The sequence below is a fragment of the Clostridium sp. HBUAS56017 genome, assembly GCF_007115085.1.
Taxonomy (GTDB): Bacteria; Bacillota; Clostridia; order Clostridiales; family Clostridiaceae; genus Clostridium; species Clostridium cibarium.
The window spans coordinates 76138-100770 of sequence record NZ_SULK01000006.1 but is presented as its reverse complement, the minus strand read 5'-3'; the positions used below and the strand labels follow the sequence as shown (position 1 = coordinate 100770).

General features: G+C 30.4%; 25 protein-coding genes. 19 read left to right on the top strand and 6 right to left on the bottom strand.

What is annotated here, in order from left to right; translation table 11 throughout:
* Positions 1-45: 45 nt before the first annotated feature.
* Positions 46-843, bottom strand: coding sequence for an IclR family transcriptional regulator (locus FAY47_RS07550; protein WP_143316088.1), 798 nt, complete (start codon positions 841-843; stop codon positions 46-48).
* A 355-nt stretch (positions 844-1198) separates the two neighbouring features.
* On the opposite strand from FAY47_RS07550, the gene FAY47_RS07545 reads away from it, so the two are divergent.
* The 16 genes from FAY47_RS07545 (at position 1199) to FAY47_RS07470 (ending at position 17610) form a co-directional block, all read left to right on the top strand.
* A complete protein-coding gene (locus FAY47_RS07545) occupies positions 1199-2002 on the top strand; it encodes a gluconate 5-dehydrogenase (protein ID WP_143316087.1) in 804 nt (267 codons plus the stop codon).
* 174 nt (positions 2003-2176) lie between these two features.
* A complete protein-coding gene (locus FAY47_RS07540; RefSeq protein ID WP_143316086.1) occupies positions 2177-3127 on the top strand; it encodes a sugar kinase in 951 nt (316 codons plus the stop codon).
* A gap of 10 nt (positions 3128-3137) precedes the next feature.
* Positions 3138-3764, top strand: a complete 627-nt coding sequence (locus FAY47_RS07535; RefSeq protein ID WP_143316085.1) for a bifunctional 4-hydroxy-2-oxoglutarate aldolase/2-dehydro-3-deoxy-phosphogluconate aldolase — start codon at positions 3138-3140, stop codon at positions 3762-3764.
* Positions 3765-3954: 190 nt separating this feature from the next.
* The gene (locus tag FAY47_RS07530; protein WP_143316084.1) at positions 3955-5271 is read left to right on the top strand and encodes an alpha/beta hydrolase; all 1317 of its coding nucleotides are present in this window, start codon (positions 3955-3957) and stop codon (positions 5269-5271) included.
* Positions 5272-5504: 233 nt separating this feature from the next.
* Entirely contained in the window at positions 5505-6440 is a 936-nt protein-coding gene (gene cysK / locus FAY47_RS07525) for a cysteine synthase A (RefSeq protein ID WP_143316083.1), read from the top strand.
* Positions 6441-6744: 304 nt separating this feature from the next.
* Complete coding sequence (locus tag FAY47_RS07520) at positions 6745-6912, top strand: YezD family protein (protein WP_341480414.1); 168 nt, start codon at positions 6745-6747, stop codon at positions 6910-6912.
* 118 nt (positions 6913-7030) lie between these two features.
* Entirely contained in the window at positions 7031-8188 is a 1158-nt protein-coding gene (locus FAY47_RS07515; protein ID WP_143316082.1) for a PLP-dependent aspartate aminotransferase family protein, read from the top strand.
* Entirely contained in the window at positions 8185-9099 is a 915-nt protein-coding gene (locus FAY47_RS07510; protein WP_143316081.1) for a cysteine synthase family protein, read from the top strand. Before FAY47_RS07515 ends, FAY47_RS07510 begins: the two co-directional genes overlap by 4 nt.
* A 234-nt stretch (positions 9100-9333) precedes the next feature.
* Positions 9334-10368, top strand: a complete 1035-nt coding sequence (locus tag FAY47_RS07505; protein WP_143316080.1) for a sulfate ABC transporter substrate-binding protein — start codon at positions 9334-9336, stop codon at positions 10366-10368.
* Positions 10369-10380: 12 nt separating this feature from the next.
* Positions 10381-11205 (top strand): sulfate ABC transporter permease subunit CysT, encoded by an 825-nt coding sequence (gene cysT / locus FAY47_RS07500; protein WP_143316079.1) that lies wholly within the window; start codon positions 10381-10383, stop codon positions 11203-11205.
* 6 nt (positions 11206-11211) lie between these two features.
* Positions 11212-12027, top strand: coding sequence for a sulfate ABC transporter permease subunit CysW (gene cysW, locus FAY47_RS07495; RefSeq protein ID WP_143316078.1), 816 nt, complete (start codon positions 11212-11214; stop codon positions 12025-12027).
* A gap of 2 nt (positions 12028-12029) precedes the next feature.
* Complete coding sequence (gene cysA, locus FAY47_RS07490; RefSeq protein WP_143316077.1) at positions 12030-13094, top strand: sulfate ABC transporter ATP-binding protein; 1065 nt, start codon at positions 12030-12032, stop codon at positions 13092-13094.
* Between the two features lie 20 nt (positions 13095-13114).
* Positions 13115-14791, top strand: a complete 1677-nt coding sequence (locus FAY47_RS07485; RefSeq protein WP_143316076.1) for an adenylyl-sulfate reductase subunit alpha — start codon at positions 13115-13117, stop codon at positions 14789-14791.
* On the top strand, positions 14775-15086 hold the full coding sequence (locus tag FAY47_RS07480) for a 4Fe-4S binding protein (protein WP_143316075.1): 312 nt from the start codon (positions 14775-14777) through the stop codon (positions 15084-15086). Before FAY47_RS07485 ends, FAY47_RS07480 begins: the two co-directional genes overlap by 17 nt.
* Before the next feature lie 12 nt (positions 15087-15098).
* Positions 15099-15899 (top strand): sulfate adenylyltransferase subunit CysD, encoded by an 801-nt coding sequence (gene cysD, locus FAY47_RS07475; RefSeq protein WP_143316074.1) that lies wholly within the window; start codon positions 15099-15101, stop codon positions 15897-15899.
* A 16-nt stretch (positions 15900-15915) separates the two neighbouring features.
* Positions 15916-17610: a GTP-binding protein gene (locus FAY47_RS07470; RefSeq protein ID WP_143316073.1), complete on the top strand. Its 1695-nt coding sequence runs from the start codon at positions 15916-15918 to the stop codon at positions 17608-17610.
* Between the two features lie 47 nt (positions 17611-17657).
* Here FAY47_RS07470 and FAY47_RS07465 read toward each other — a convergent pair whose 3' ends face one another.
* Positions 17658-18071 carry an EamA family transporter gene (locus FAY47_RS07465; protein ID WP_143316146.1) on the bottom strand — a complete coding sequence of 138 codons (414 nt, stop codon included), beginning with the start codon at positions 18069-18071 and terminating at the stop codon, positions 17658-17660.
* Between the two features lie 646 nt (positions 18072-18717).
* Here FAY47_RS07465 and ppaX point away from each other — a divergent pair.
* Positions 18718-19353, top strand: a complete 636-nt coding sequence (ppaX, locus tag FAY47_RS07460) for a pyrophosphatase PpaX (protein ID WP_143316072.1) — start codon at positions 18718-18720, stop codon at positions 19351-19353.
* An 8-nt stretch (positions 19354-19361) separates the two neighbouring features.
* Positions 19362-19715, top strand: a complete 354-nt coding sequence (locus FAY47_RS07455) for an arsenate reductase family protein (RefSeq protein ID WP_143316071.1) — start codon at positions 19362-19364, stop codon at positions 19713-19715.
* A 21-nt stretch (positions 19716-19736) separates the two neighbouring features.
* Here FAY47_RS07455 and FAY47_RS07450 read toward each other — a convergent pair whose 3' ends face one another.
* Positions 19737-20333 carry a flavin reductase family protein gene (locus tag FAY47_RS07450; RefSeq protein ID WP_143316070.1) on the bottom strand — a complete coding sequence of 199 codons (597 nt, stop codon included), beginning with the start codon at positions 20331-20333 and terminating at the stop codon, positions 19737-19739.
* Between the two features lie 24 nt (positions 20334-20357).
* The gene (locus tag FAY47_RS07445) at positions 20358-21671 is read right to left on the bottom strand and encodes a serine hydrolase (protein ID WP_143316069.1); all 1314 of its coding nucleotides are present in this window, start codon (positions 21669-21671) and stop codon (positions 20358-20360) included.
* A 308-nt stretch (positions 21672-21979) separates the two neighbouring features.
* Here FAY47_RS07445 and FAY47_RS07440 point away from each other — a divergent pair, with 308 nt between their 5' ends.
* Entirely contained in the window at positions 21980-22204 is a 225-nt protein-coding gene (locus FAY47_RS07440) for a hypothetical protein (RefSeq protein ID WP_143316068.1), read from the top strand.
* 202 nt (positions 22205-22406) lie between these two features.
* Here the strand turns inward: FAY47_RS07440 and FAY47_RS07435 are convergent, their stop codons facing one another.
* Both FAY47_RS07435 and FAY47_RS07430 read right to left on the bottom strand, forming a co-directional pair.
* Entirely contained in the window at positions 22407-23150 is a 744-nt protein-coding gene (locus FAY47_RS07435; protein ID WP_143316067.1) for a type 1 glutamine amidotransferase, read from the bottom strand.
* Between the two features lie 16 nt (positions 23151-23166).
* Positions 23167-24525 carry a MurT ligase domain-containing protein gene (locus FAY47_RS07430; protein ID WP_143316066.1) on the bottom strand — a complete coding sequence of 453 codons (1359 nt, stop codon included), beginning with the start codon at positions 24523-24525 and terminating at the stop codon, positions 23167-23169.
* Positions 24526-24633: the final 108 nt, after the last annotated feature.

Genomic DNA, 24633 nt, shown 5'->3' with positions numbered 1-24633 from the left:
TTTTATTTTATATGTGTTAATTAAGTATATAGTGTGAACAAAAAATTAGTTAATCATATATCCCATTAGCTTACTAATTTTTTTAGCCATATCCATAAATTCATCCTTATATTTTAACAAATCATTCATGTTATTGAAAAGCGTTACTGATGAAAGACTAGTAGCTGCAATGATTTTGTTAGTTCTATCAAAAATAGGAACAGCAATACAGATGACACCAGTATCATATTCTACATTATCAAATGCATATAAGTTTTTCCTTATTTGATGAATTTCATCTAAGAAAACATTTATATCTGTTATAGTATTCTCAGTATATTTTATAAAATCAACGTCTTTTAATAAGTCTTTTATTTCGGTGTCAGAATATTGAGAAAGTAGTAACTTACCTGATGCGGTACAATAAATAGGGGCTTTTTTACCTATGCTAGAAGACATAGTTATGTTTCTTGCAGTATTTTCAGGTGAAATTTTATCTACGTATACTATATTTAAATAAGATTCATCTGGAATACAGAGATGTATGACCTCGTCAACTTTGTTTACAAATTCAAAAATATAAGGTCTTGCAATGTTTATTAGATCCATGCTATTAATCAAAGAAGAAGATAAATTAAGAACTTTAATTCCAAGTTCATATTTATCATTATATATATTCTGAGAAACATATTCTTTATATTTTAAAGTTGTCAATAATCTATGTATAGTGCTTTTACTTAAACCTAAATTCTTAGATAATTCTCCAATTCCACAGCCTTTAGGGTTTTCTGCCAAACAATCAAGAATATCTAGAGCACGTTCCACTGACTGGACTAAATTAGAATTATTTAAATCTTGAGACATATAAAATCCTCCTATAAAACGATATCTTTATACTATATTGTAATATTTAATATAAATTATAACAAATGAAATATTTAATATTTTTTAAATATGCATCATTGACAATTATATATGTTAATATTAAAATATAATTAAGAAAATGAAACGCTGTTCCACATAGTGGAACGGATTGATCCAAGTATTACTAGACAAGCATTTTGGTTAATGATGATTAATTTGCCTAGACTTCAGTAATATACAAATTCTAATAAAAAGGTATTTATAATTTTATTAAGCTTAGGAATAAAAACTTATTTCTATAATGATTGATAAGATTAAACTAAAAAATATTATCACTTTTAAGGAGGAAATTTTCATGGATGGAATTAAAAATTTTTCACTAGAAGGTAAAATTGCACTAGTAACAGGTGCATCATATGGTATTGGATTTGCACTTGCAAAGTCTTATGCTAAAGCAGGAGCAACAATTGTATTCAATGATATCAACAAAGAATTAGTTGATAAAGGTATGAAGGCATATGAAGAAGAAGAAATAACAGCTCACGGATATGTTTGTGATGTTACAGATGAAGAAAAGGTAACTGAATTAGTTGCAAAAATAGAAAAGGAAGTTGGAATAATCGATATTCTAGTAAATAATGCAGGAATAATCAAACGTATTCCAATGCTTGAAATGAAGGCAGACGATTTTAGAAAGGTTATAGATGTAGATTTAAATGCTCCATTTATAGTTTCTAAAGCAGTAATACCTGGAATGATTAAAAAAGGACATGGAAAAATAATAAATATTTGTTCTATGATGAGTGAATTAGGAAGAGAAACAGTTTCAGCTTATGCAGCAGCTAAAGGTGGACTTAAGATGTTAACTAAGAATATAGCATCTGAATATGGTGAATATAATATTCAATGTAACGGTATCGGACCTGGATACATAGCAACACCACAAACTGCACCACTTAGAGAAGTACAAGCAGATGGATCAAAACATCCTTTTGATCAATTTATAGTAGCAAAAACTCCAGCAGCACGTTGGGGAACACCAGAAGACTTAGCAGGTCCTGCTGTTTTCTTGGCATCTGATGCTTCAGATTTTGTAAATGGACATATTCTTTATGTTGATGGAGGAATTTTAGCTTATATAGGAAAACAACCACAATAAGATATTAATAATAATTAGCAATATAATATTAAAATAAATATACCTTAAATATAGAAGAACTAGAAGCGACTTTGTTCAGACTAGTTCTTTTATATTATAAAAATGTAAATAATACTAAGATTTTGATAATAAGCTTGATGATTTGAAATTTATATTTTTTAAGGAGGAATATCAATGTTAGATGTAATTACCGTAGGAGATGCAATGATTGCCATGTGTCCAAAACAAAAAGGACCAATTATATTTTGTAATACATTTGAAAGAAAGCTAGGTGGAGCAGAATTAAACGTAGCAATAGGGTGCGCAAGATTGGGCTTAAGATCAGGTTGGATTAGTAGGCTAGGAAATGATGATTTTGGAAAGTACATATTAAAAGCTGTTAGAGCAGAAGGTATAGATACGTCAGAAGTAAAACTTGTTGATGATTATCCAACTTCAGTGTATTTTAGGGAAGTATTAGCTGATGGATCTAGTAGATCATTTTACTATAGAGAGAAATCACCAACTAGTACATTAAAAACAGAAGAGCTAAATGAAGAATATTTCAAAAATGCAAAAATACTTCATATTACAGGGGTTTTCCCTTCAATTAATAAGAATAATCAAAATGTAATTTTAGAATCAGTAAGGCTAGCAAAGAAATATAATTTGACAGTATCATTTGATCCTAACATAAGGTTAAAAATGTGGACAAAAGAAGAAGCGAAAAGTTTTATTGAAAAGCTTTTACCAGATGTTGATATTCTTTTGATAGGTGATGAAGAGGTAGAATTATTATTAGGTGGAATAAATATAAATGACGCAATTAAAACTTTCCATAACTATGGAATAGAAAAAGTTATAGTAAAAAAGGGATCAAAGGGAGCTGTAGGTTCTGATGGAGAGAGAATATATGAAGTAGATGCTATTAAGCCAAGAGCGTTAGTTGATACAGTTGGTGCTGGTGATGGATTTGCAGCAGGGTTTTTAACAGCTGTGTTAGAAAAAAAACCATTAAATGAATGTGTGCAATTTGCAAATGCAGTAGGATCATTGGTAGTTGGAGTTGAAGGTGATAATGAAGGGTTACCTTACTATGATGATGTATTAGTGCATTTAGGACAAGCTAAAAAAATTGAACGATGAGGTGTAGAAGATGTTTGATAAAATTTGTAATACTTTAAAAGAGAAAAAAGCAGTTGCCGTAGTTAGGACAAGTACATATGAGGAAGCAAAGGAAATTAGTGAAGCAGCAATCGAAGGTGGAATTAATATAATAGAAGTTACTATGAGCGTTCCAAATGGACCAAAGCTTATAAAAGAGTTAAAGGAAAGTTATAAAGACGTATGTGTTGGAGCAGGTACTGTCTTAACAAAAAAATTACTAGATGAATGTATTGATAATAATGCTGATTTTATTGTTTCTCCTTGTACAGATGAAGAAATAATTCAGCATGCAAATAGAAAAAATGCTTTTATAATCCCTGGAGTTATGACAATTTCTGAATTAAATAAGGTTTATAAAATGGGATTGAGATTTATAAAAGTATTTCCTGGAAATGTTGTGGGAAAAGGTTTTATAGGCGCAGCAAAGTCAATATATCCTGATATTGATATAATGCCAACTGGTGGTGTTAATAAAGATAATATAAGTGAATGGATTGGACTTGGAGCAAATTGCAGTGGGATAGGTAGTGATCTTAATAAAGCTTATAAGAAAAATGGAGCTATAGGTGTTAAAGAATATTGCAATGAAGTTATAGATATAGTAAAGAATTTATAAGAGTAAATAGACAAAAGTGTATATTTGTAACTAAGAAAAGATAGTCCTAGGATAAGGCTATCTTTTTTAATTTGGTTGTAAATGACAATAGGAATTAAAAACATTTTTTCAACATTATTTGTACCCTTTTATACGAAAATATTGTATAATTAAAAAGAATAATGTTTAACTAGGTGGGAAAGAGGAACTTATGAGTAAGAATGGAAATATTATAAAAGACAAGCTGAAGAATTTAAAAGCAGTGGTGCTAATACTAGCGTTAATTTCTTTAGTATCGGTGTTATATCATATTTTATTAAGGCCTATACTAGAAAAGAATATGATTACGGTTGTTATAGAAACAAGTGTTACTATGCTTATCTTAGTAGTTAGTATGCTAACGTTAGTATGTTTAATTAGTTCAATAGTAATGGTTATTTTTCACATAGTGAAAAGAAAACAAGGTAAAAAATTATGGTTTGGAAGACTGGCAAAATGGTTGCTAGCTACTGTAGGTGTTGGTGCTATATTTAGTGGATATGTGTTATATACTCAAAAGGAAGCATATACTCCACCTGTTCTTAACGAATATGGAGATGAGGTTCCAGGAAGCATTTCATCGATAGAAAGTGTTAATATAGGAGAAAAGGTAGAATGGATAACAGCACGTGGAAAAAATAAGGATAATCCAGTTATATTGTTTTTATCTGAGACACCTGGGGAAAGTAGTTTAGCTTCCACAAGACGTACATTATCTTCATTAGAAGAAGATTTTGTAGTGGTGAATTGGGAACAGCCTGGGGCAGGAAAATCATATAATGCTTTGGATATGAATTCAATATCAATAGATACTTATATATCGGATGGCTATGAAATATCTAAATATTTATGCAAAAAATTCAATAAAAATAAAATATATGTAGTTGGCGAATCTTGGGGCGGAATTTTAGGAATAAAGCTCATTCAGAGACATCCAGAGTTATACGATGCTTTTGTAGGAATTGGACAAATGGTTTCGTTTAATAGAAGTAATAGTTACTCATACTATACAGCTTTAGAATTAGCAGCAAAGAATGCAGATGATAAAGAATTAAGAAAATTAAAAGCACAAGGAGCTCCTCCTTATTTAGGAGATGATGTTTTTGAAAAGGAAGGAATATATTTAGATTATTTAAATTATCATGTTGCTCCAGAGTCAAATAAAGATAGTTTAATTGCTAATATTGCAGGCCCTGAATATGGACTTATTGATAAATTTAATATCATTAGAGGGAATAAGAATATATCTAGCAATATATATCATAAAATTTACAATGTAGATTTACTTGGTGATTCTACAAATCTTCAAGTTCCAGTTTATTTTTTGCAAGGAAAAAATGATGTTTATTCTCCAGGAAAATTTGTAGAAGAATATTATAATTCGTTAAATGTTCCTCATAAAGAGCTAATATGGTTTGAAAAATCAGGGCATGATTTATGGGTAACGGAAGGGGAAAAGTTTACCCAGTCTATAAAAAAATACTTATAAATAAATAAACATACTGTAAATATTAAAATTTACTTTGCAGATATAATTTTAATTACAAACTATCTCAAGAATAGGAAAGAATATTTCTTGAGATAGTTTTTTTTTGTTAAAAAAATATTATGAATTTTTAGATAAAAAAAGTTGACAATAGAATAGAGTTAGAATATACTAAATACATATTAAACGTATAAAACTTATAAGATTAATAAGATAAATAAGTAGGAGTGATTTAGATGGCGAAAGTTTATAAAAGTCTAACAGAATTAATTGGTAGAACACCACTATTAGAATTAAGCAATTATAATAAAAAGAAAAATTTAAAATCAAGTGTGATAGCAAAATTGGAGTATTTCAATCCGGCTGGTAGTGTTAAGGATAGAATTGCTAAAGCTATGATTGAGGATGCTGAAGCAAAGGGATTATTAAAAGAAGGATCAGTGATTATTGAGCCAACTAGTGGAAATACTGGAATAGGAATTGCTTCAGTAGGGTCTGCTAAAGGTTATAAAGTTATAATAGTAATGCCAGAAACAATGAGTGTTGAAAGGCGCAGCTTAATAAAAGCATATGGAGCAGAAATAGTTTTAACAGAAGGAGCAAAAGGAATGAAGGGTGCTATTGCTAAAGCAGATGAACTAGCAAGTGAAATTCCGAATGCTTTTATACCGGGACAATTTAAAAATTCTGCTAATCCAGAAATTCATAGAAAGACAACAGGTCCAGAAATTTGGGAAGATACTGAAGGTAAGGTTGATATTTTTGTAGCTGGTGTTGGTACTGGTGGAACTATTTCAGGAGTTGGAGAATATTTAAAATCTCAAAATTCAGATGTTAAAATAATAGCAGTTGAACCAGCAGATTCTCCAGTTTTATCTGAAGGAAGAGCAGGTGCTCATAAAATTCAAGGGATTGGTGCAGGCTTTGTTCCAGATACGTTAAATACAAAGATTTATGATGAAATTATTAAAGTTCAAAATGAAGATGCTTTTATAGCTTCAAGGGAATTATCTAAGGCAGAAGGGTTACTTGTCGGTATTTCTTCAGGTGCAGCTGTATATGCGGCTGCTGAGGTTGCAAATCGTCCAGAAAATGCAGGAAAGATAGTAGTTGTTCTATTACCTGATACAGGTGAACGTTATTTATCAACTGCATTATTTGAAGATAAATAATATAGTGAAATTAGATAAAATGCAATGAAAGGAATAAGTACACTGAGTGAAGTTTTACAGAGAGAAATTTTTAAATAAGCTGAGAAAAATTTTAAATGAAACTTAGTAGAATGCCTCCTAGAGCACTTAACTGAAATTTTGAGTAGGATTAAGCAGGTACGCCTGATATAGCGTATAAAGATGTCATGAATTTATATTTCATGATAATCAGAGTGGAACCGTGGATTTATTTTCTGCCTCTGTAACTGTTACAGGGCAGATTTTTTATTATTATAGAATAAATTTTCAAGCTGGAGGGAGAAAAGTGGCATCAATAAAATATGTTGACAAAAAATTAAATAATCTAACTGATGATAAGATGAAGCAAATAGCAAAGCTAGTTTCAGAAATAAATTATGGTTCTATAACATTAATAATACAAGATGGTGTTTTAGTGCAAATTGATAAAAATGAAAAAATAAGAATAAGATGAAATATATAATATATCTGACTGGATAACCAGAGGACATATTTCTCCAAGGAGAAGTATGTCCTTTTTTCTTAGAAAATATTTTGGTTAGATAATTGAATATAAAAGGAGAAGATAAATTATGAAAATAGAATCATTATTAATTCATGGCGGAATAGATGGAGATGAAAAGACGGGGGCGGTAAATATACCGATTTATCAAACTTCAACATTTAAACAACGTGCATTTGGTGAAAATAATGGATATGAATATTCAAGAACAGGTAATCCTACTAGAGAAGCTTTAGAAAAACTTGTAGGAGATTTGGAGGGTGGTGTTGGAGGACTTGCCTTTGGAAGTGGTATGGCAGCAATTACAGCAGTATTATCGCTCTTCAAAAGTGGAGATAAGATGTTGATACCTAACAATCTTTATGGTGGAACCTTTAGAGTTATTGATAAAGTATTTAAAAATTTTAATATTGATTATGAAATTGTTGATGTTTCTCATATAAGGGAAGTTAAAAAAATTTTAGAACAGGAAAGTGGAAAGATAAAAGGAGTATTTATTGAAACACCAACAAACCCGCTTATGGATATAGCTGATATTAAAGCTATTAGTACACTTGCTAAGGGATATGGAGCTCTAGCTATTGTAGATAATACCTTTATGACTCCATATCTGCAAAAACCACTTGAATTTGGTGCAGATATAGTAGTTCATAGTGCAACAAAATATCTTGGTGGGCATAGTGATGTGGTTGCAGGATTAATTATTGTAAAGGATAAAGAGCTTTTAGAAAGGTTGCATTTTATTCAAAATTCAACTGGTGGAGTACTTGGGCCTTTTGATTCATTTTTACTTGGTAAAGGAATTAAAACACTTGCTGTTAGAATGGATAGACATAATGAAAATGCAGCTAAAATAACAAAATTTCTATTAGAAAATGAAAATGTGTCCAAGGTGTATTATCCAGGAATTAAAGGTAATTTGGGATATGAAATTCATAGAAAACAAGCAAAAGGTTTTGGAGGAGTAGTTTCGTTTGTCGTTAATAAAAATATAGATTATAAGAAATTTTTAAGCAGTTTGAAGGTTATTTCTTTTGGCGAAAGTTTAGGAGGAGTTGAATCATTAATATGTCATCCAGCCACTATGACACATGGTGCAATTCCTAAAGATATTAGACAAAAAGTTGGAATAGTAGACGAGCTAATAAGGCTATCTGTAGGAATAGAAAATATCGAAGATTTATTAGATGATTTAAAAAGAGCATTCGAGGAGAGTAGGGTAAAATGAGTTATGTAAATGACATAAAAGAAGTTATTGGTAAAACACCATTATTAAAATTAAACCATATTGGGGTAAAAGAAGGTGTTAATTTATTTGCTAAACTAGAATATTTAAATCCTGGAGGAAGTGTGAAGGATAGAATTGGAATATCCATGATTGAGGGGGCAGTAAAGAGAGGTGAATTAAAAAAAGGATATACAATTATTGATGCAACTGCTGGTAACACAGGAATAGGGATAGCTTTAGCAGGCATAAATAGAGGCTATAATATAATTTTTGTAATACCACTAAAGTTTTCAGAGGAAAAGCAAAAAATAGTTAAAGCTTTAGGAGCAAAAGTGATAAATACTCCTAGAGAAGAGGGAATGCTTGGAGCTGTGAAAGAAGCAGAGCGGTTATTAAAAGAAATTCCTAATAGTATTAGTTTAAGACAATTTGAAAATCAAGATAATCCATTAGCACATTACGAAGGAACAGGTGCTGAAATATATGACTCATTAGGTGAGAAAATTAATTATTTTATTGCAGGGGCAGGAAGTGGAGGAACATTCACTGGAATTGTTAGATATTTAAAAGAGAAGGATTCAAATATCAAAGGAGTATTAGCTGACCCAGTGGGATCAACGATGGTTGAGGGAGTGCATGGAGATTATGAAATAGAAGGAATAGGAAATGATTTTTTACCAGAAACTATGGATATATCTTTAGTAGATAAGGTGATTAAAGTAAGTGATGAAGAGGCTTTTGAAAAAGTTAAATTGTTGGCTAGAAAAGAAGGAGTAATAGTAGGATCATCTTCAGGGGCAGCTTTAGCTGCAGCCGTAAAATTAGCTGAAGAAATAGATGTGGGGAATATTGTTACAGTATTTCCTGATAGTGGAGATAGGTATTTAAGTAAGGGATTATTTGAAGAATAGATTAGATTACTATAACTAAAAATTTTAATTAATAAAAATTGGTTCATATTTAAAGCACAATAGTTTTAAATGTGAACTTTGTTTTTAATTAAATTCAATAAAATTTTTGGAAATGTTTGTGAAATTGAAAAGAAAACATCAAAAGTGTTGACAAATTGAAAATGCTAGCATATACTAAATTATAATAAACATATAATACATATAAGAGTAGTGTGAATAAACGGGGGCTAAAATATGAAAAGAAGGATACTAGGTATATTTCTAGGGGTAGCTGTAATATTTGGCGTGATTTCAGGGTGTGCCAATAAAAGTAATAATAAGAATTCTGTGGAGTTATTGAATGTATCATATGACCCAACTAGAGAATTATATGCAGATTACAATGAAAGTTTTGCAAATTACTGGGGAGAGAAAACGGGACAAGAAGTAACTATAAATCAATCTCATGGAGGGTCAGGAAAACAGGGACGTGCGGTGATTCAAGGATTAGAAGCTGATGTTGCAACTTTAGCTTTATCATATGATATTGATGCTATAAGTAAAGCAGATTTAATAGATAAGAATTGGCAAAGTAAACATGAAAATAATAGTTCGCCATATACCTCAACTATTGTTTTTTTAGTAAGAAAGGGAAATCCAAAAGGAATAAAGGATTGGAATGACTTAATAAAAGATGGTGTATCTGTAATTACACCTAATCCCAAAACGTCAGGTGGTGCTAGGTGGAACTATTTGGCGGCATGGGCTTATGCTTATAAAAATAGTAACGGAAATGAAGATGCAGCAAAAGAATATGTTTCAAAGCTATATAAAAATGTTGAGGTCTTAGCATCAGGAGCTAGGGAATCTACAACAAGTTTTGTTCAAAATGGAATAGGAGATGTACTAATTGCATGGGAGAATGAAGCTTATTTAGCAATTAATGAACTTGGTCCAGAGGAATTTGAAATAGTTGTACCTTCGATAAGTATACTGGCGGAACCACCTGTAGCAGTTGTAGATGATACAGTTGATAAAAGAGGTACAAGGGAAGTTGCAGAAGCATATATAAATTATCTCTATAGTGATGAGGGACAAGAAATTGCAGCAAAAAATTATTATAGACCAAGTAATAAGAAAATAGCTAATAAATATAAGAATAGGTTTAAAGAGCTTAATTTAGTAACCATAGATGATACTTTTGGGGGATGGCAAGAGGCTCAAAAGAAGCATTTTGCTGATGGTGGTATTTTCGATGAAATATATGTTTCTAGGAGTAATAAAAGTTAAGGGGGGTATATGATGAAAAAAAGAAAAAAAGTTATCCCGGGGTTTGGGTTATCTATGGGATTTACGTTAACCTATTTAAGTCTTATGGTGCTAATACCATTAAGTACGATAATTCTCAAAGGTTCTGAGATGGGGATAGGAGATTTTTTTAAGATAGTAACAGATGAAAGAGTAGTAGCAAGTTATAAAGTAAGTTTAATTTGTGCTTTAATAGCAGCCTTAATCAATAGTATATTTGGAGTAATTCTAGCTTGGGTTCTTGTTAGATATAAGTTTCCTTTTAAGAGAATATTAGATGGATTGATCGATTTACCATTTGCATTACCAACTGCAGTTGCGGGGATTGCGCTAACCACTTTATACTCTAAAAATGGGTTGATAGGAAAATGGTTATATTCTATAGGAATTCAATCTGCTTTTTCGATTTTTGGTATTGTAGTAGTACTTACATTTATAGGAATCCCATTTGTAGTAAGAACTATTCAACCAGTACTAGAAGAATTTGATGTACAGTATGAAGAAGCAGCAATGATGCTAGGGGCTGGAAGAACACGAACATTTTTAAAAGTGATATTTCCTGAAATTTTATCTCCATTATTAACTGGATTTGGATTAGCTTTAGCTAGGGGAATGGGTGAGTATGGAAGTGTGGTATTTATTTCAGGTAATATGCCAATGAGAACAGAAATAGCACCACTTCTCATTATGAGTAAACTTGAGCAATTTGATTATAAAGGTGCAACCTCTATAGCTCTTGTGATGCTTATAATTTCTTTTTTAATTCTCTTTTTAATAAATCTTTTAGCACTTCGTACTAACAAATTTATAAAGGGGTGATTAAGGGTGAATGGAAGAGAGAATAAACTAATAAAATGGACTCTAATAATAATAAGTATATTGTTTTTAGCTTTGATGCTTGGGTTACCTCTTATTGTAGTTATTTCAGAATCACTAAGTAAGGGATTTGATTCTTATGTTGCTGCAATAAAGGATGATTATACTCTAAAAGCAATTAAATTAACTTTAATTGCAACAGTTATAGCTACAGTGCTAAATACTATATTTGGAATATCAGCAGCATGGGCTATTACAAAATTTAAGGTTACACATAAAAATTTATTAAATACATTAATAGATTTACCATTTGCAATTTCTCCAGTTATATCAGGGTTGGTTTTCGCCCTTTCGTACGGAAGAGGGGGATATTTTTCAGGAGTAACTGAAAGTTTAGGTATAAAAATAATTTTTGCAATTCCAGGCATTGTATTAGCTACTATTTTTGTAACTTTTCCATTAATATCGCGTGAGCTCATTCCGTTAATGGACTCTCAAGGAAAGGATGAGGAAGAAGCTGCAGCTATGATGGGAGCAAGTGGATTTACGGTTTTTAGAAAAGTTACTCTTCCCAATATAAAATGGGGCCTTTTATATGGAATAGTACTTTGTATAGCAAGAGCTATGGGTGAATTTGGAGCTGTTTCAGTTGTGTCAGGGCATATAAGAGGAAAAACCGATACACTACCACTTCATGTTGAAATACTTTATAACGAATATCAATTTTCTGCGGCCTTTGCAGTGGCTTCAATATTAGTAATTATGGCAATTATTATTTTAATTTTTAGAAATATTATTGAGTGGAAAAGCAAAGGGGAGGTATAGAAATGTATGTTAAATTAAGAAATATTAATAAAACCTATGGGGATTTTAAAGCCTCAAATAATGTTAGTTTCAATATAGAAGAGGGGAAATTAATAGGACTTCTAGGACCTAGTGGTAGTGGGAAAACAACTATTTTAAGAATGATTGCAGGCCTTGAAACGCCAGATTCAGGAGATATTATAATCGGAGGAACAAGGGTAAATGATATATCAGCAGGAAAAAGAGGAATAGGCTTTGTTTTTCAAAATTACGCTTTATTTAGACATATGACTATTTACGATAATATTGCTTTTGGGCTTGAAGTAAAAAAAACTAGTAAATTAGAAATAAAAAAGAGAGTAAATGAATTAATAGATTTAATTGGACTAAAAGGTTTGGAAAAGCGTTATCCTCATCAATTATCGGGGGGACAAAGACAAAGAGTAGCATTTGCAAGGGCACTTGCACCGAGTCCGAAACTTTTGTTATTAGATGAACCCTTTGCTGCAATAGATGCAAAAGTTAGAAAGGAACTCAGGTCATGGCTTAGAGAAATGATAAGCAAGCTTGGAATTACTAGCATTTTTGTTACTCATGATCAAGATGAGGCTGTTGAAGTTGCAGATGAAATAATTGTAACTAATAGAGGAGTAATTGAACAAATGGGGACTCCAATTCAAATTTATAAAAATCCAAAGACACCATTTGTAACTCAATTTATTGGAGAATCTAACGTTATAGAAGGGCATAGAAAATTGAAGGGATTTAGTGATGATAATTTAGGGGGGAAAGCTATAGTACGTCCTGAATTTATACAAATAGGCATAAGTAAGGAAGAGATGCCAGTTCCATCAGCAGCTGAGAAAGGGAGAGTGTATTCAATTTCATTTAGAGGAAATAATCTTAAGGTTCAAGTGAAAGTTGGAGATATACTGCTTACTGTATATAGAGGGCTAGAAGAAGAACATTTGAGTATTAATGATGAAGTATATGTTCTAATACACAGACTTTATATATTTAATGATAAAGAGTCTAGAATGGCGGAAAATAGTTTAAAAAAGGTAGATCCAATGCCAATATATATTTAATTTTTAGGATAGGTGATTTTATGGAAATTAGAAAGCTTTCAACTGATATTCTAATTATCGGTGGAGGAACAGCTGGATGCTATGCAGCTCTAACCATAGCAAAAGAATCAGATAGAAAAGTTTTAATTTTAGAAAAAGCAAATATAAAAAGAAGTGGATGTCTAGCAGCAGGTGTAAATGCTTTAAATGCATATATTGTAAAGGGACAAAAACCAGAAGATTATGTTAATTACGCCAAAAGAGATGCAGAAGGCATAGCAAGAGAAGATTTATTGATTACTATGGCAAGAAGACTTAATTATGTTACTAAGGAATTAGAGGGTTTAGGATTAGTAATATTAAAGGATGAAAATGGTGAATATGTGGCAAGGGGTAATAGAAATATAAAAATAAATGGTGAAAACATTAAGCCTATACTTGCAAATGCAGTTTCAGAATTTAAAAATGTTGAAGTATTAAATAAAGTAAATGTTATAGATTATTTAGTAAAAGATAATAAGATTTATGGAGTATATGGGATTTCTGTTGATGAAGAAGTATTTTATGTAGTTGAGGCTAAATCTGTTATATGTGCTACTGGTGGTGCATCAGGTTTATACAAACCCAATAATCCAGGTTTTTCACAACATAAAATGTGGTACAGTCCATTTAATACTGGTGGTGGATTTGCAATGGGTATAAGAGCAGGTGCAGAAATGACTACATTTGAAATGAGATTTATAGCACTAAGATGTAAAGATACAATTGCACCAACTGGAACTATAGCCCAAGGAGTTATGGCCCCTCAGATTAATTCTAAAGGCGAAGATTATGGCAAAGTATATGGTAATACTACATCAGAAAGAGTATATGGTACTGTAAAGGAAAATCTTGAAGGCAGGGGACCATGTTATTTAAAAACAGAAGGGATAAGTAAAGAAGCGGAACAAGATTTGTTAAAGGCATATCTTAATATGGCTCCAAGTCAAACTTTAGGATGGATTGAAAGTGGAAATGGTCCAAGTATAGCAAATGTTGAAATAGAAGGTACAGAGCCTTATGTAGTAGGTGGACATACTGCTAGTGGATATTGGGTAGATACTAATAGAGCTACAACAGTTAAAGGATTATATGCTGTTGGAGATGTTGCTGGAGGATGTCCTCAAAAATATGTTACTGGCGCTTTAGTTGAAGGGGAGATAGCAGGTATAGCTGCACTAAATTACATAGATAATGTAGAGCTAACATTTATTGATGAAAAAGAAATAAATGAAGTGTTTAATAAGGTTAAAAAACATTTAAGTGGAGATAAAGGGCTTTATGAAATTGATAACTTGGAAGAAGGTATGCAAACAGTGATGGACAAATATGCAGGGGGAATAAGTAGCAGTTATCAATTTAATGAAAAGCAATTGGAATTAGCAAAAATAAAAATAGATAACATCATAAAACTTGCAGAAGATCTAAAGGCAAAAGATATGGATGATTTGCTTCATATATTTGAATTGAAGGAAAGATTGGTTGTTTGCAAAGTGCTAATAGAACATTTAAAAGCTAGAAAGGAAACTAGATGGCATAGTTTTTGTGAGAATTTAGATTATCCAAATAAGGATGATAAGTATTTAAAATATGTTAACTCTGTGATGAAAGATGGGAGAGTAAATATAGTATTTAGAGATTTAATTGATGGAGGTGAAATCTATGAGCATAGCAATTAATAAGGGCTTATGTGTAGGTTGTGGTAAATGCCAGAAGGTTTGTCCTGGCAACTTAATTAAGAGTGATGAAAAGAAAAAAGCTTATATTAAATTTCCTAAAAGTTGTTGGGGATGTGCATCTTGTGTGAAAGAATGCAAAGTAGATGCTATAAAATTCTATCTAGGTGCAGATATGGGAGGCTTAGGAAGTACGTTGTCCATTAAGGGAGAAGGAGATATAACTCACTGGATTATTAAAAAAGACAAAGAAGAAATAGTAATTGATGTTAATAAGAAGAATGCAAATGCATATTAAGGGGGAGATAAAATGGATCATTTAGACAGACTTGAGGCAGAAAGTATTTTTATTTTAAGAGAGGCTTATAAGAAGTTGGGAAAACTTGGAATGTTGTGGTCGATAGGAAAAGATTCAACAGTATTATTGTGGCTTGCTAAAAAGGCTTTTTATGGACATTGTCCATTTCCTTTTATCCATGTAGATACAACTTTTAAAATTCCAGCAATGATTGAGTATAGAGATAGAGTTGCGAAAGAGCTAAACTTAGATTTAATAGTTCATACAAATAAGGAAGCTATCGAAGCAGGTATGGGACCTGAAAAAGGAAGACTGCAATGTTGTAAGGCTTTAAAAACAGAAGGACTTCAACAAGTGGTTAGAGATTATGGATTTGAAGGACTTATAGTTGGTGTTAGACGTGATGAAGAAGGTTCTCGTTCTAAGGAAAGGGTATTTAGTGAAAGAAATAAAGATTATGAGTGGGATTATTCAAATCAACCACCAGAACTATGGAATCAATTCAAGACTGATTTTCCAAAAGGAAATCATATTAGGGTACATCCTTTATTACAATGGAATGAGCTTGACATTTGGGAATATATAAAGAGAGAAAACATTCCAATAATTGATTTATATTTTGCAAAGAATGGCGAACGTTATAGAAGTTTGGGGTGTGCACCATGTACGGGAAGAATTAAATCTAATGCATCTACTTTAGATGAAATAATAGAAGAATTAAAAACAACTACAACTGGAGAACGTGCTGGAAGAGCTCAGGACCAAGAAGATTCTTATGCGATGCAAAAATTAAGAAAAGATGGCTATATGTAATTAAGGGGGCAAAATCATGATAAATAATAGAGAGACACTAAATATAGTGGTAGTTGGACACGTTGACCATGGTAAATCTACAGTAATAGGAAAATTACTTTATGATACTCATTCTTTACCAGAAGGAGCGATAGATAAAGTTAAAAGAATAGCAAAAGAAACGGGAAAACCTTTTGAATATGCTTATCTTCTAGATGCATTTGAAGAAGAACAAAAACAAGGTATAACTATAGATACAACTCAAATTCAATTTGCAACTGAAAAGAGAGATTATGTGATTATAGATGCTCCAGGGCATAAGGAATTTTTAAAAAACATGATATCAGGAGCAGCTGATGCTGAAGCAGCACTTTTAATAGTGGATGCTAAGCAAGGTGTTCAAGAACAATCTAAGAGACATGCATACATTCTTTCGTTACTTGGAATAAAGAAAGTTTATGTTATTGTAAATAAAATGGATTTGGTAGATTATTCTGAAGAAGTGTTTGAAAATGTAAAGAAAGATATGTCAGTATTTTTAGGTGATTTAAATGTTTATCCATTAAACTATATACCAATTTCAGCTTTCTATGGAGAAAATATTTTAGCATCTTCAGATAAAATGATTTGGTATAAAGGAAACTCGGTCATTGAATCAATTGATCTGATAGAAAAGGAAAAAGGAATAGAAGAAAAAACCTTAAGATTTCCAATTCAAGATGTTTATAAATTTGATGAAAGAAGAATTATAGCAGGAAGAATAGAAAGTGGTAAACTTAGTGTTAATGATGAAATAACTATCTATCCTGAAGGTAAGAAGACTAGAGTAAAGACAATAGAGCACTGGGCTATAAAGGATAAAAAGGATACAGCTTATGCTGGTGAATCTATTGGTATTACAGTAACTGATGAATTCTTCAATAAAAGAGGAGAGGTTATATCTTTTGAAAAAGAAGCACCAGAGGTTTCAAATAGTTTTAGAGCTAATATTTTCTGGATGGGGAAAAAGGATTTAGTTACAGGTAAAAAATATAAGATCAAGCTAACTACTCAAGAAGTAGAAGGTGAAATAGAAAGTATAGTTAGAGTTATTGATGCATCAAGTTTAGATAGTAATAAAGGAAATACCAAAATAGTTTTAAATGATGTTGCTGAAGTAATTGTTAAAGTTAATGAGAATGTAGCTTTTGATAAGTTTAGCGATAGTAGTGCAACAGGTAGATTTGTTATAGTAGATGGATATGACGTTGCTGGAGGAGGTATAATAACTGAAAATGAAGGAGCTAAAGGTGAAGTTATAGTTAATGGTTTTGAGTTCAACGGGATAACTGCTAGAGGAGATGTTTTTGAAGAATACTATTATGAAGATAAGAATTACTCTCTAAAGAAGGAATTAAAGAACAAAAATATCTATACAATAGGAGATGTATTACCGTTAAGTGGTGATAGTTATGAATATCCGTCAGATTTGGATATTTTAGTGTTTAGAGATGAGGTAACAATAAAGGTTAGAGCCGGTAAAGTATATTCAGTGGGTAATTTTGAGGATTATAAATATGAAGGATATCCGGTGGTGAATGGAAGAGGCTTTGCAATAAAAATATCATCTAAAAATGACATTAAGGAAATAGTTGAAGGCTATAACAAAGTAATGGATAGTAAGGATGATTTGTCTAAATTTTTAAGTGGATGGCTAGAAATAGAGAAGTATAGGAACTTAGCATTTAGATAATTAAAATAATTAGAGGCGACATATTCTGAAAGGATAGTCGCCTTTAATTATAGTATCATAACAAAAGTTCCAGCTGTAATTAATATACCACCAATTATGGTTTTTAGTGTAATAGTTTCCTTTAAAATAATAAATGCTAGTATCATGCTTATCACTACACTGAATTTATCTATAGGAACAACTTTTGAAGCATTGCCAAGCTGAAGGGCTTTATAATAGAAAAGCCATGAAAGACCAGTAGCTATACCAGAAAGAATCAAGAAGGTCCAACTTTTTGTAGATATGCTTGATACCTGATTTTGTGTGCCGGTAATAAAGACTAATCCCCAAGCCATAACAAGTACAACAATAGTTCGAATAGCAGTAGCTAGATTTGAATTTATATTTTCGATTCCTATTTTAGCCAATATAGAAGTAAGTGCTGCAAAAAATGCAGATAAAAGTGCGAAAATAAACCACATATTTGTTCCTCCTTTTAAGTTAAGTAATTTTTTCATAGTAATAACCTCCTACTAAGATAGTACTAAATTAATTATATAACAAAATCGAAGGGATTAATGAACTAGGAGATAAAGAAATTAAATTAAAAATATATAATAAAGTATCCATAACAAATGGGAAATGTTTATAAATATATAAATTAATAATATAGATAAGATAATAATATTAGATTTTTTAAGTTCAGAATTTGTGGCTTTTTGTATTCTAAAATTAAGTATTATTAGGAGAAAAGCAGGTATTGTTAGTTTAACAAATATAGATAAGAGTTCATCACTTATAATTGGTCTCATAAATAGATTAGCTTCTAAGAAATACCCTGTTTTGTATAGAATTAAAGTGAAAAATATATCTGTTACATTAAAAATATATAGAATAATAAATTTTATTTTTATATTGTTCAGATTAAAACCTGTGATAAAGGACTTCATTAAACCACCTCATTATAAGTATAGGCAGTTTATAATTTTTATATTCATTTATAATATTGTTGAAAATTATAATCTTTTAATAGCAAAAAACTTTACCTATTAATTAATATAAGCTATATTTTATAGTGAAAGTATTAAACGTAGCAACAAATGTTGAAGACAGAAAGAGGTTTTAGAAATGATTAAAGCAGTTTTATTTGATTTAGATGGAACATTACTTGATACTAATGATTTAATTTATGATTCGTTTTGTAGAGCATTTAAGGAAGTTTTAGATATAGAGTTACCTAAAGAAGAAATTACATTACTTTATGGGAAACCTTTAAAAACTAGTCTTATTAAATATACAGATAATGAAGATTTATTAGAGAATCTGATAAATTCATATAGAAATTACAATAAAGTTTACCATGATAATATGTGTAGGCCTTTTGAGGGGGTAAAAGAATTATTACTTGCTTTAAAAGAGAGAGCGATAAAAATTGGTATAGTTACTTCTAAGAGAAAGGAATTAGCAAAAAGAGGACTAGAGTTGGGTGAATTGATAGGGTATATGGATGTGATAATTTCTCCAGAAGATACTATTAAACATAAGCCAGAAGGGGATCCTGCTTTAAAAGCTTGTGAAATGTTAGGTGTTTTGCCTAAAGAAGCTATAATGGTAGGTGATAGTCCATATGATCTTCTGTGTGGTAAGAATGCAGGATGTCTTACATGTGGTGTAGAATATACAGCTTTACAATTAAGCGAATTAATAAAAATTAAGCCAAGCTATCTAATTAAGAAACCATTAGATTTATTAGAATTGATTTAGGAGGAAATATGAATATACAGATTTTTGGAACAAAAAAATGCTTTGATACAAAAAAAGCTGAAAGATTCTTTAAAGAGAGAAGGATAAAATATCAATTAATTGATATGAAAGAAAAAGGTATGAGTAAAGGAGAGTTAAATTCAGTAAAAATTGCTGTTGGAATTAATGAACTAATAAATGTTAAATCAAAAAATTATCTGAAATCCAATATAAGTAATGTGAGAAGTTCTGATGTGAAGGAAGAAATACTTTTTAAAGATCAAAGTTTAATAGCTACACCTGTAGTTAGAAATGGAAGAATGGCAACTTTAGGATTTAAACCTGAAGTTTGGGATGAATGGATTGCATCTTCAAATAAATAGTTAAAATAAAAAAAGTCAGAATTATTTTTTCTGACTTTTTTTGTTAGGTTTATTTTTCTTCCTAATTGAGTACCCAAAAGATCCTAATGGTTTCGGATTAAGTCCGAAATATTCTCCATGACTATAACAAATTAAATTAGCTTTATCAAAGCATATTTTGCCGTTATTATCAATAAGATTTTCGTTTACTTTAACATTAGTTATATCCAGTAGGAACATATGGTGAGTACCTAAAGGTGTTATGGATTTAACCTTACATTCTAAGGAAACTGGTGATATTGCTAGGGAAGGAGTAGAAATACTTACTCCAGAATCAAGTTCAAGGTCAAAATGTTTTATTTTATCTTCCTTTTTACCTGTTTTCACTCCACAATAGTCAACAATCTTTACCATATCCCGAGTTGTAAGATTAATAACACATTCCATACTTTCTTTTATATAATCATAAGATAATCTTTCAGGTCTAATTCCTACAGCCATTACTGGTGGTTTAGTACAAACAGTACTTACCCAACCTATAGTGAATACATTAATTTTACCATCACTATTTTTTGTTGTAACCAAAACAACAGGAGTAGGATTTAGCATTACACTACCTTTAAAATTAACTTTATTCATGAGAACCTCTTTCTATCTTGTGCATTAGTATCTTCTTCTCTTATAACTTTTTCTTTTCTTTTTGCCACTATTTTTTATCATTTTAACGATAGCTAAAACTAAAACAATTGCAATGATTACTACAGCAAGTAAAGCAATGTATGGTATAATATTAGCTTTAATAAGGCTACCAGTACTTACATCAACTTTTCCTTTTACATCTGTAGAAAATTGTTTAACTGAAACTGTAAGCTTTGTTGAATCTTCTGATGCAACTTTCCAAGCATCATTTTCTTCAGAATTTACGTTAATAACAGCTTCATTATTATTAATTGAATTGTTATATAACATAACATCTTCTTTTAATACAATAGGTGCAGTTATAGTTTTTGTAGGTCCAAAGAACTTAAACATTTTATATTGAAGTTCAGCAGTTCCAACTTCTTCACCAGATTTTTTATAAACTTCTCTATTAGCATTTTCGCTATAATCCATTATGGCATCTATATCTTCAAATCTTTTTGAATCACTATTTCTATCTGACTTTAAAACTGCTGCTAGATATTTCTTGCCATTTCTTTCATAAACTCCAGAAAAACATGTACCGGCTTCATCTGTTATACCAGTTTTTCCACCTATGTTTCCGTTTTTTCCTAATTCTGTATTTCTGTTTTCTAATTTTACTCGTGTATTTCCAGGTAGAATAACATCAGCGTTATGAAGCTGAACTGTTTCTTTTACCCAATCATTTTCATAAGCTGCTTTTGTTAATAGAGCTAGTTCATATGCAGTTGAATAGTTAACATCGTGTTCTTTTCCATCAGAAGATTTTTCAGGAAGTCCATTAGGATTTTCAAAGTGTGTGTTATCTAATCCTAATTGTTTAGCTCTATCGTTCATCATTTTGGCAAAGCCTTCTTTACTTCCACCAACTGCATCAGAAATCATATAAGCGGCATCGTTTCCTGAGAATAGTAAAAGACCTTTCATAACTATGTCAGCAGATAGTGTATCTCCAACTTTAAAAGACTTTCCATAAGGTTTCATCTTTTCAGAATCAAGGGTATATGGCGGTTGGATTTTAGCTGATTCAGTGTAAGTAATAGTGTCTGTTTTTTTATTATGCTCAGCAAAAAGTAATGAAGTCATTAATTTGGTCGTGCTTGCTAAGAATTTTTTTTCGTTTGCATTTTTTTCGTAAATTATTTCTCCTGTATCATAATCCATAACTATAGCTGCTTGTGATACAATATTTATGCTACTTCCATCTTCCTTAGCTTGAACTTTATTAGCAAAAGGCGTTAATAAAGCTATGGAAAGAGCTAATGTAATAGTTTTGAATAATTTTCTTTTAGTCATGATTTATCTCCCCATCCCAAAAATATACTTAAAAACATTTATAAGTATAGCATTTATGAAAATTAATAACAATAAAAAACCGCATATAAATTAGCTAAAGAAGTATATATAATAATTTTGTAATAATTGCAATGAAAAAAGTACCATAAAATTGAAATTATATATATAAGTTTGTTTTTGATAAAGAAGTTTGTAAAAATAATACAAGATAATTTAAGAATATAAAAATAAAAATAGTAAAGAATAAAAAAATAGTCAAAAAATAATCTATTTTATGATATAATGATATAGTAATACTGTGGTGGGGGATGAAATTAAAAGTGAGCGATGCATTTAGATGTATGATAAAGGATGAAACTAATAAATATTATATAGGTGTAGATTATAACGGTAAAAAATATAACATAGTGAAAAATGAAAATATTCGATGCAAAGTCGGAGATGATTTTTATTTTTATGCTATAAAAGAAAGAGGTTTTTTAAGAGATAAATTAATCCCTATTTCAGATGAGATGGCTGGAGTTAAGGTGTAGATAAAAAACGTTAATTAGTTACAGCGTTATGAAAGTAAGGTAAGTCGTGTTAAAGATGATTTACCTTATTTTTTTATATAATTCTCCTAATCTGTACTTGAAAGTGATAAGAAAGGAATAAAAATAATAGCCTATATCTTAAAAATTTAATTTGAATAAGATATAGGCTACTTTTAGCAAACTTGCCACTTTATACAATGGATTAATTCTGTTTGTTCCAATTTTCTGATTTGTAGCTGTCAATTATACTTTCTTTTGCTTTTAATGCAAAAGTATCATCTAATGGATCTAAGGTTACATTTTCATATTTTTTTTCTAAAGCAAGTCTTATCATTCTGTCTGCAAGTTCAGGATTTTTAGATAAAAGAGATCCGTGAAAGTATGTACAAAATGTATTCTTATATATGCATCCTTCATTGCCATCTTCGCCATTATTTCCATAACCATAAATACATTTACCAAGAGGCTTTAAATTGTTAATATATGTTCTGCCTGAATGATTTTCGAAACCAACATATGTTTCCTTTGTATCTTCGTTATAGATTACTGTATTACCGATAAACCTTGTGTCTCCACCCTCGGTATATATATCCAATATACCAAGACCTTTTAGTTTTTCTCCGTTTGGAGCTCTATAATATTTGCCAAGAAGTTGATATCCGCCACAAATTGCTAGAAAAACTTTTTCGGCTTCAATGTATTTAGATAGTTCTTCTTGCTTATTGTTTTTTAAGTCTTCGGAAACAATTGATTGTTCATAGTCCTGACCACCACCAAAGAAAACTATATCCATCTCATCACTTTTAAAATCATCTTTTAAAGAAATATTAATAACATTCACTTTTATTCCACGGCTTTCAGCTCTATTTTTTAAAATTAAAATATTACCTACATCGCCATAAACATTTAATAAATCTGGGTAAAGATGACAGATATTTAATTCCATAATTACCTCCTAATCTCTACCAAAGCTTTTTGATATAGCCTTTTGAGTGTAGATATTTTCTATAATTAATCATAGCTGTATAAGTAGCTAGGATGTAAATTCTATCTGTAGAAGAATTTTTTACTTTTTCAGTTAATTCTTCGTAACCTGATTCTACTATAAAAGAATCAGAATTTAGGCCGGCAGTTTTTAATCTTACTGCCATATCGTATAATCGAGTACCTGAAATGAATATATCTTTAATAGGGAGGTTTGATAATTTTTCAAAATCTACATCCCAGATCCAAGATACATCAGTGCCATCAGCGTAATTATCATTCAACATAAATAGTGTTGAAAAATTCTCTGTATTTAAACAAAGAGTATCTAAAGCTTGATTATAACCAGCAGGATTTTTAACTAAGATAATCTTAGCTTTTTTTCCTTCTATAAGAATTTCCTCTTGTCTACCAAAGCTTGAATCTTGTTTCCCAAGAGAGTTAGCAATGCAATTATTATCTATATTCATTTCTTTTCCAATAGCATAGGCACATAAGCCATTATAAATATTATATAGGCCTGACTGGCTTATTGTAACTTTTGTTTCATTAATCATTACAGTTGAATGATCAGGAGCCAAATTTAATATATCCTCAATAGCGTACTTGAGCTTGGCTCTCTTATAATGACAATTTGGACAATAGAAGTCTCCTAAGTGATTATATGTTATAAAGTTATATTGATAAGGAGATTTACAAAACTTACAGAACTTTGCATCTGCGTTTATATCAATTGCAGTTTCATCATTCAAAGTTTTGTTAAAGCCGTAATATATAGTTTTATTTGGAACATCAAGTTTCCCAAATAGAGAATCATCTCCATTTAATACTAACTTGGTATTAGGTACTTTTATAATTCCTTCTAAAATCTTATTAAGAGTTGTGTAAACTTCACCATATCTATCTAATTGATCTCTAAATAAATTTGTTATGGTAATAATTTCAGGCTCTATGTATTTTGTAACAAATTTTACATTAGCCTCATCTACTTCAATAATTGCATAACTTCCTTCATTACTTTTAAAAAATCTGTAGTTATCAATAAAGCAAGAAACAACACCTCTAAAAAGATTTGCACCAGTATTGTTTGTAATCACTCTATACCCTTTTGCTTTAAAAATATTAGATATCATACTGGTAGTAGTAGTTTTACCATTAGTTCCAGTAACTAAAATTACCTTGTAGCCCTTTGCTATTTTATTTAAGATTTGTTTGTCAAATTTTAAGGCTACTGTACCAGGAAAAGTACTTCCTCCTTTAAGTAAATGCTTTGTTAAAAAGATAGTCAATTTACCTGCTAAAACACCTAAAATTGATTTTATATTAATCTTAATCACCACCTTAAATGCTATATAAATTATTATGTCATAATTTTAAACTTTGACATTAAGTATAGCACAAACCACATTTTGTCATCAATGTATTTTTGATAGATTTTTAATTAT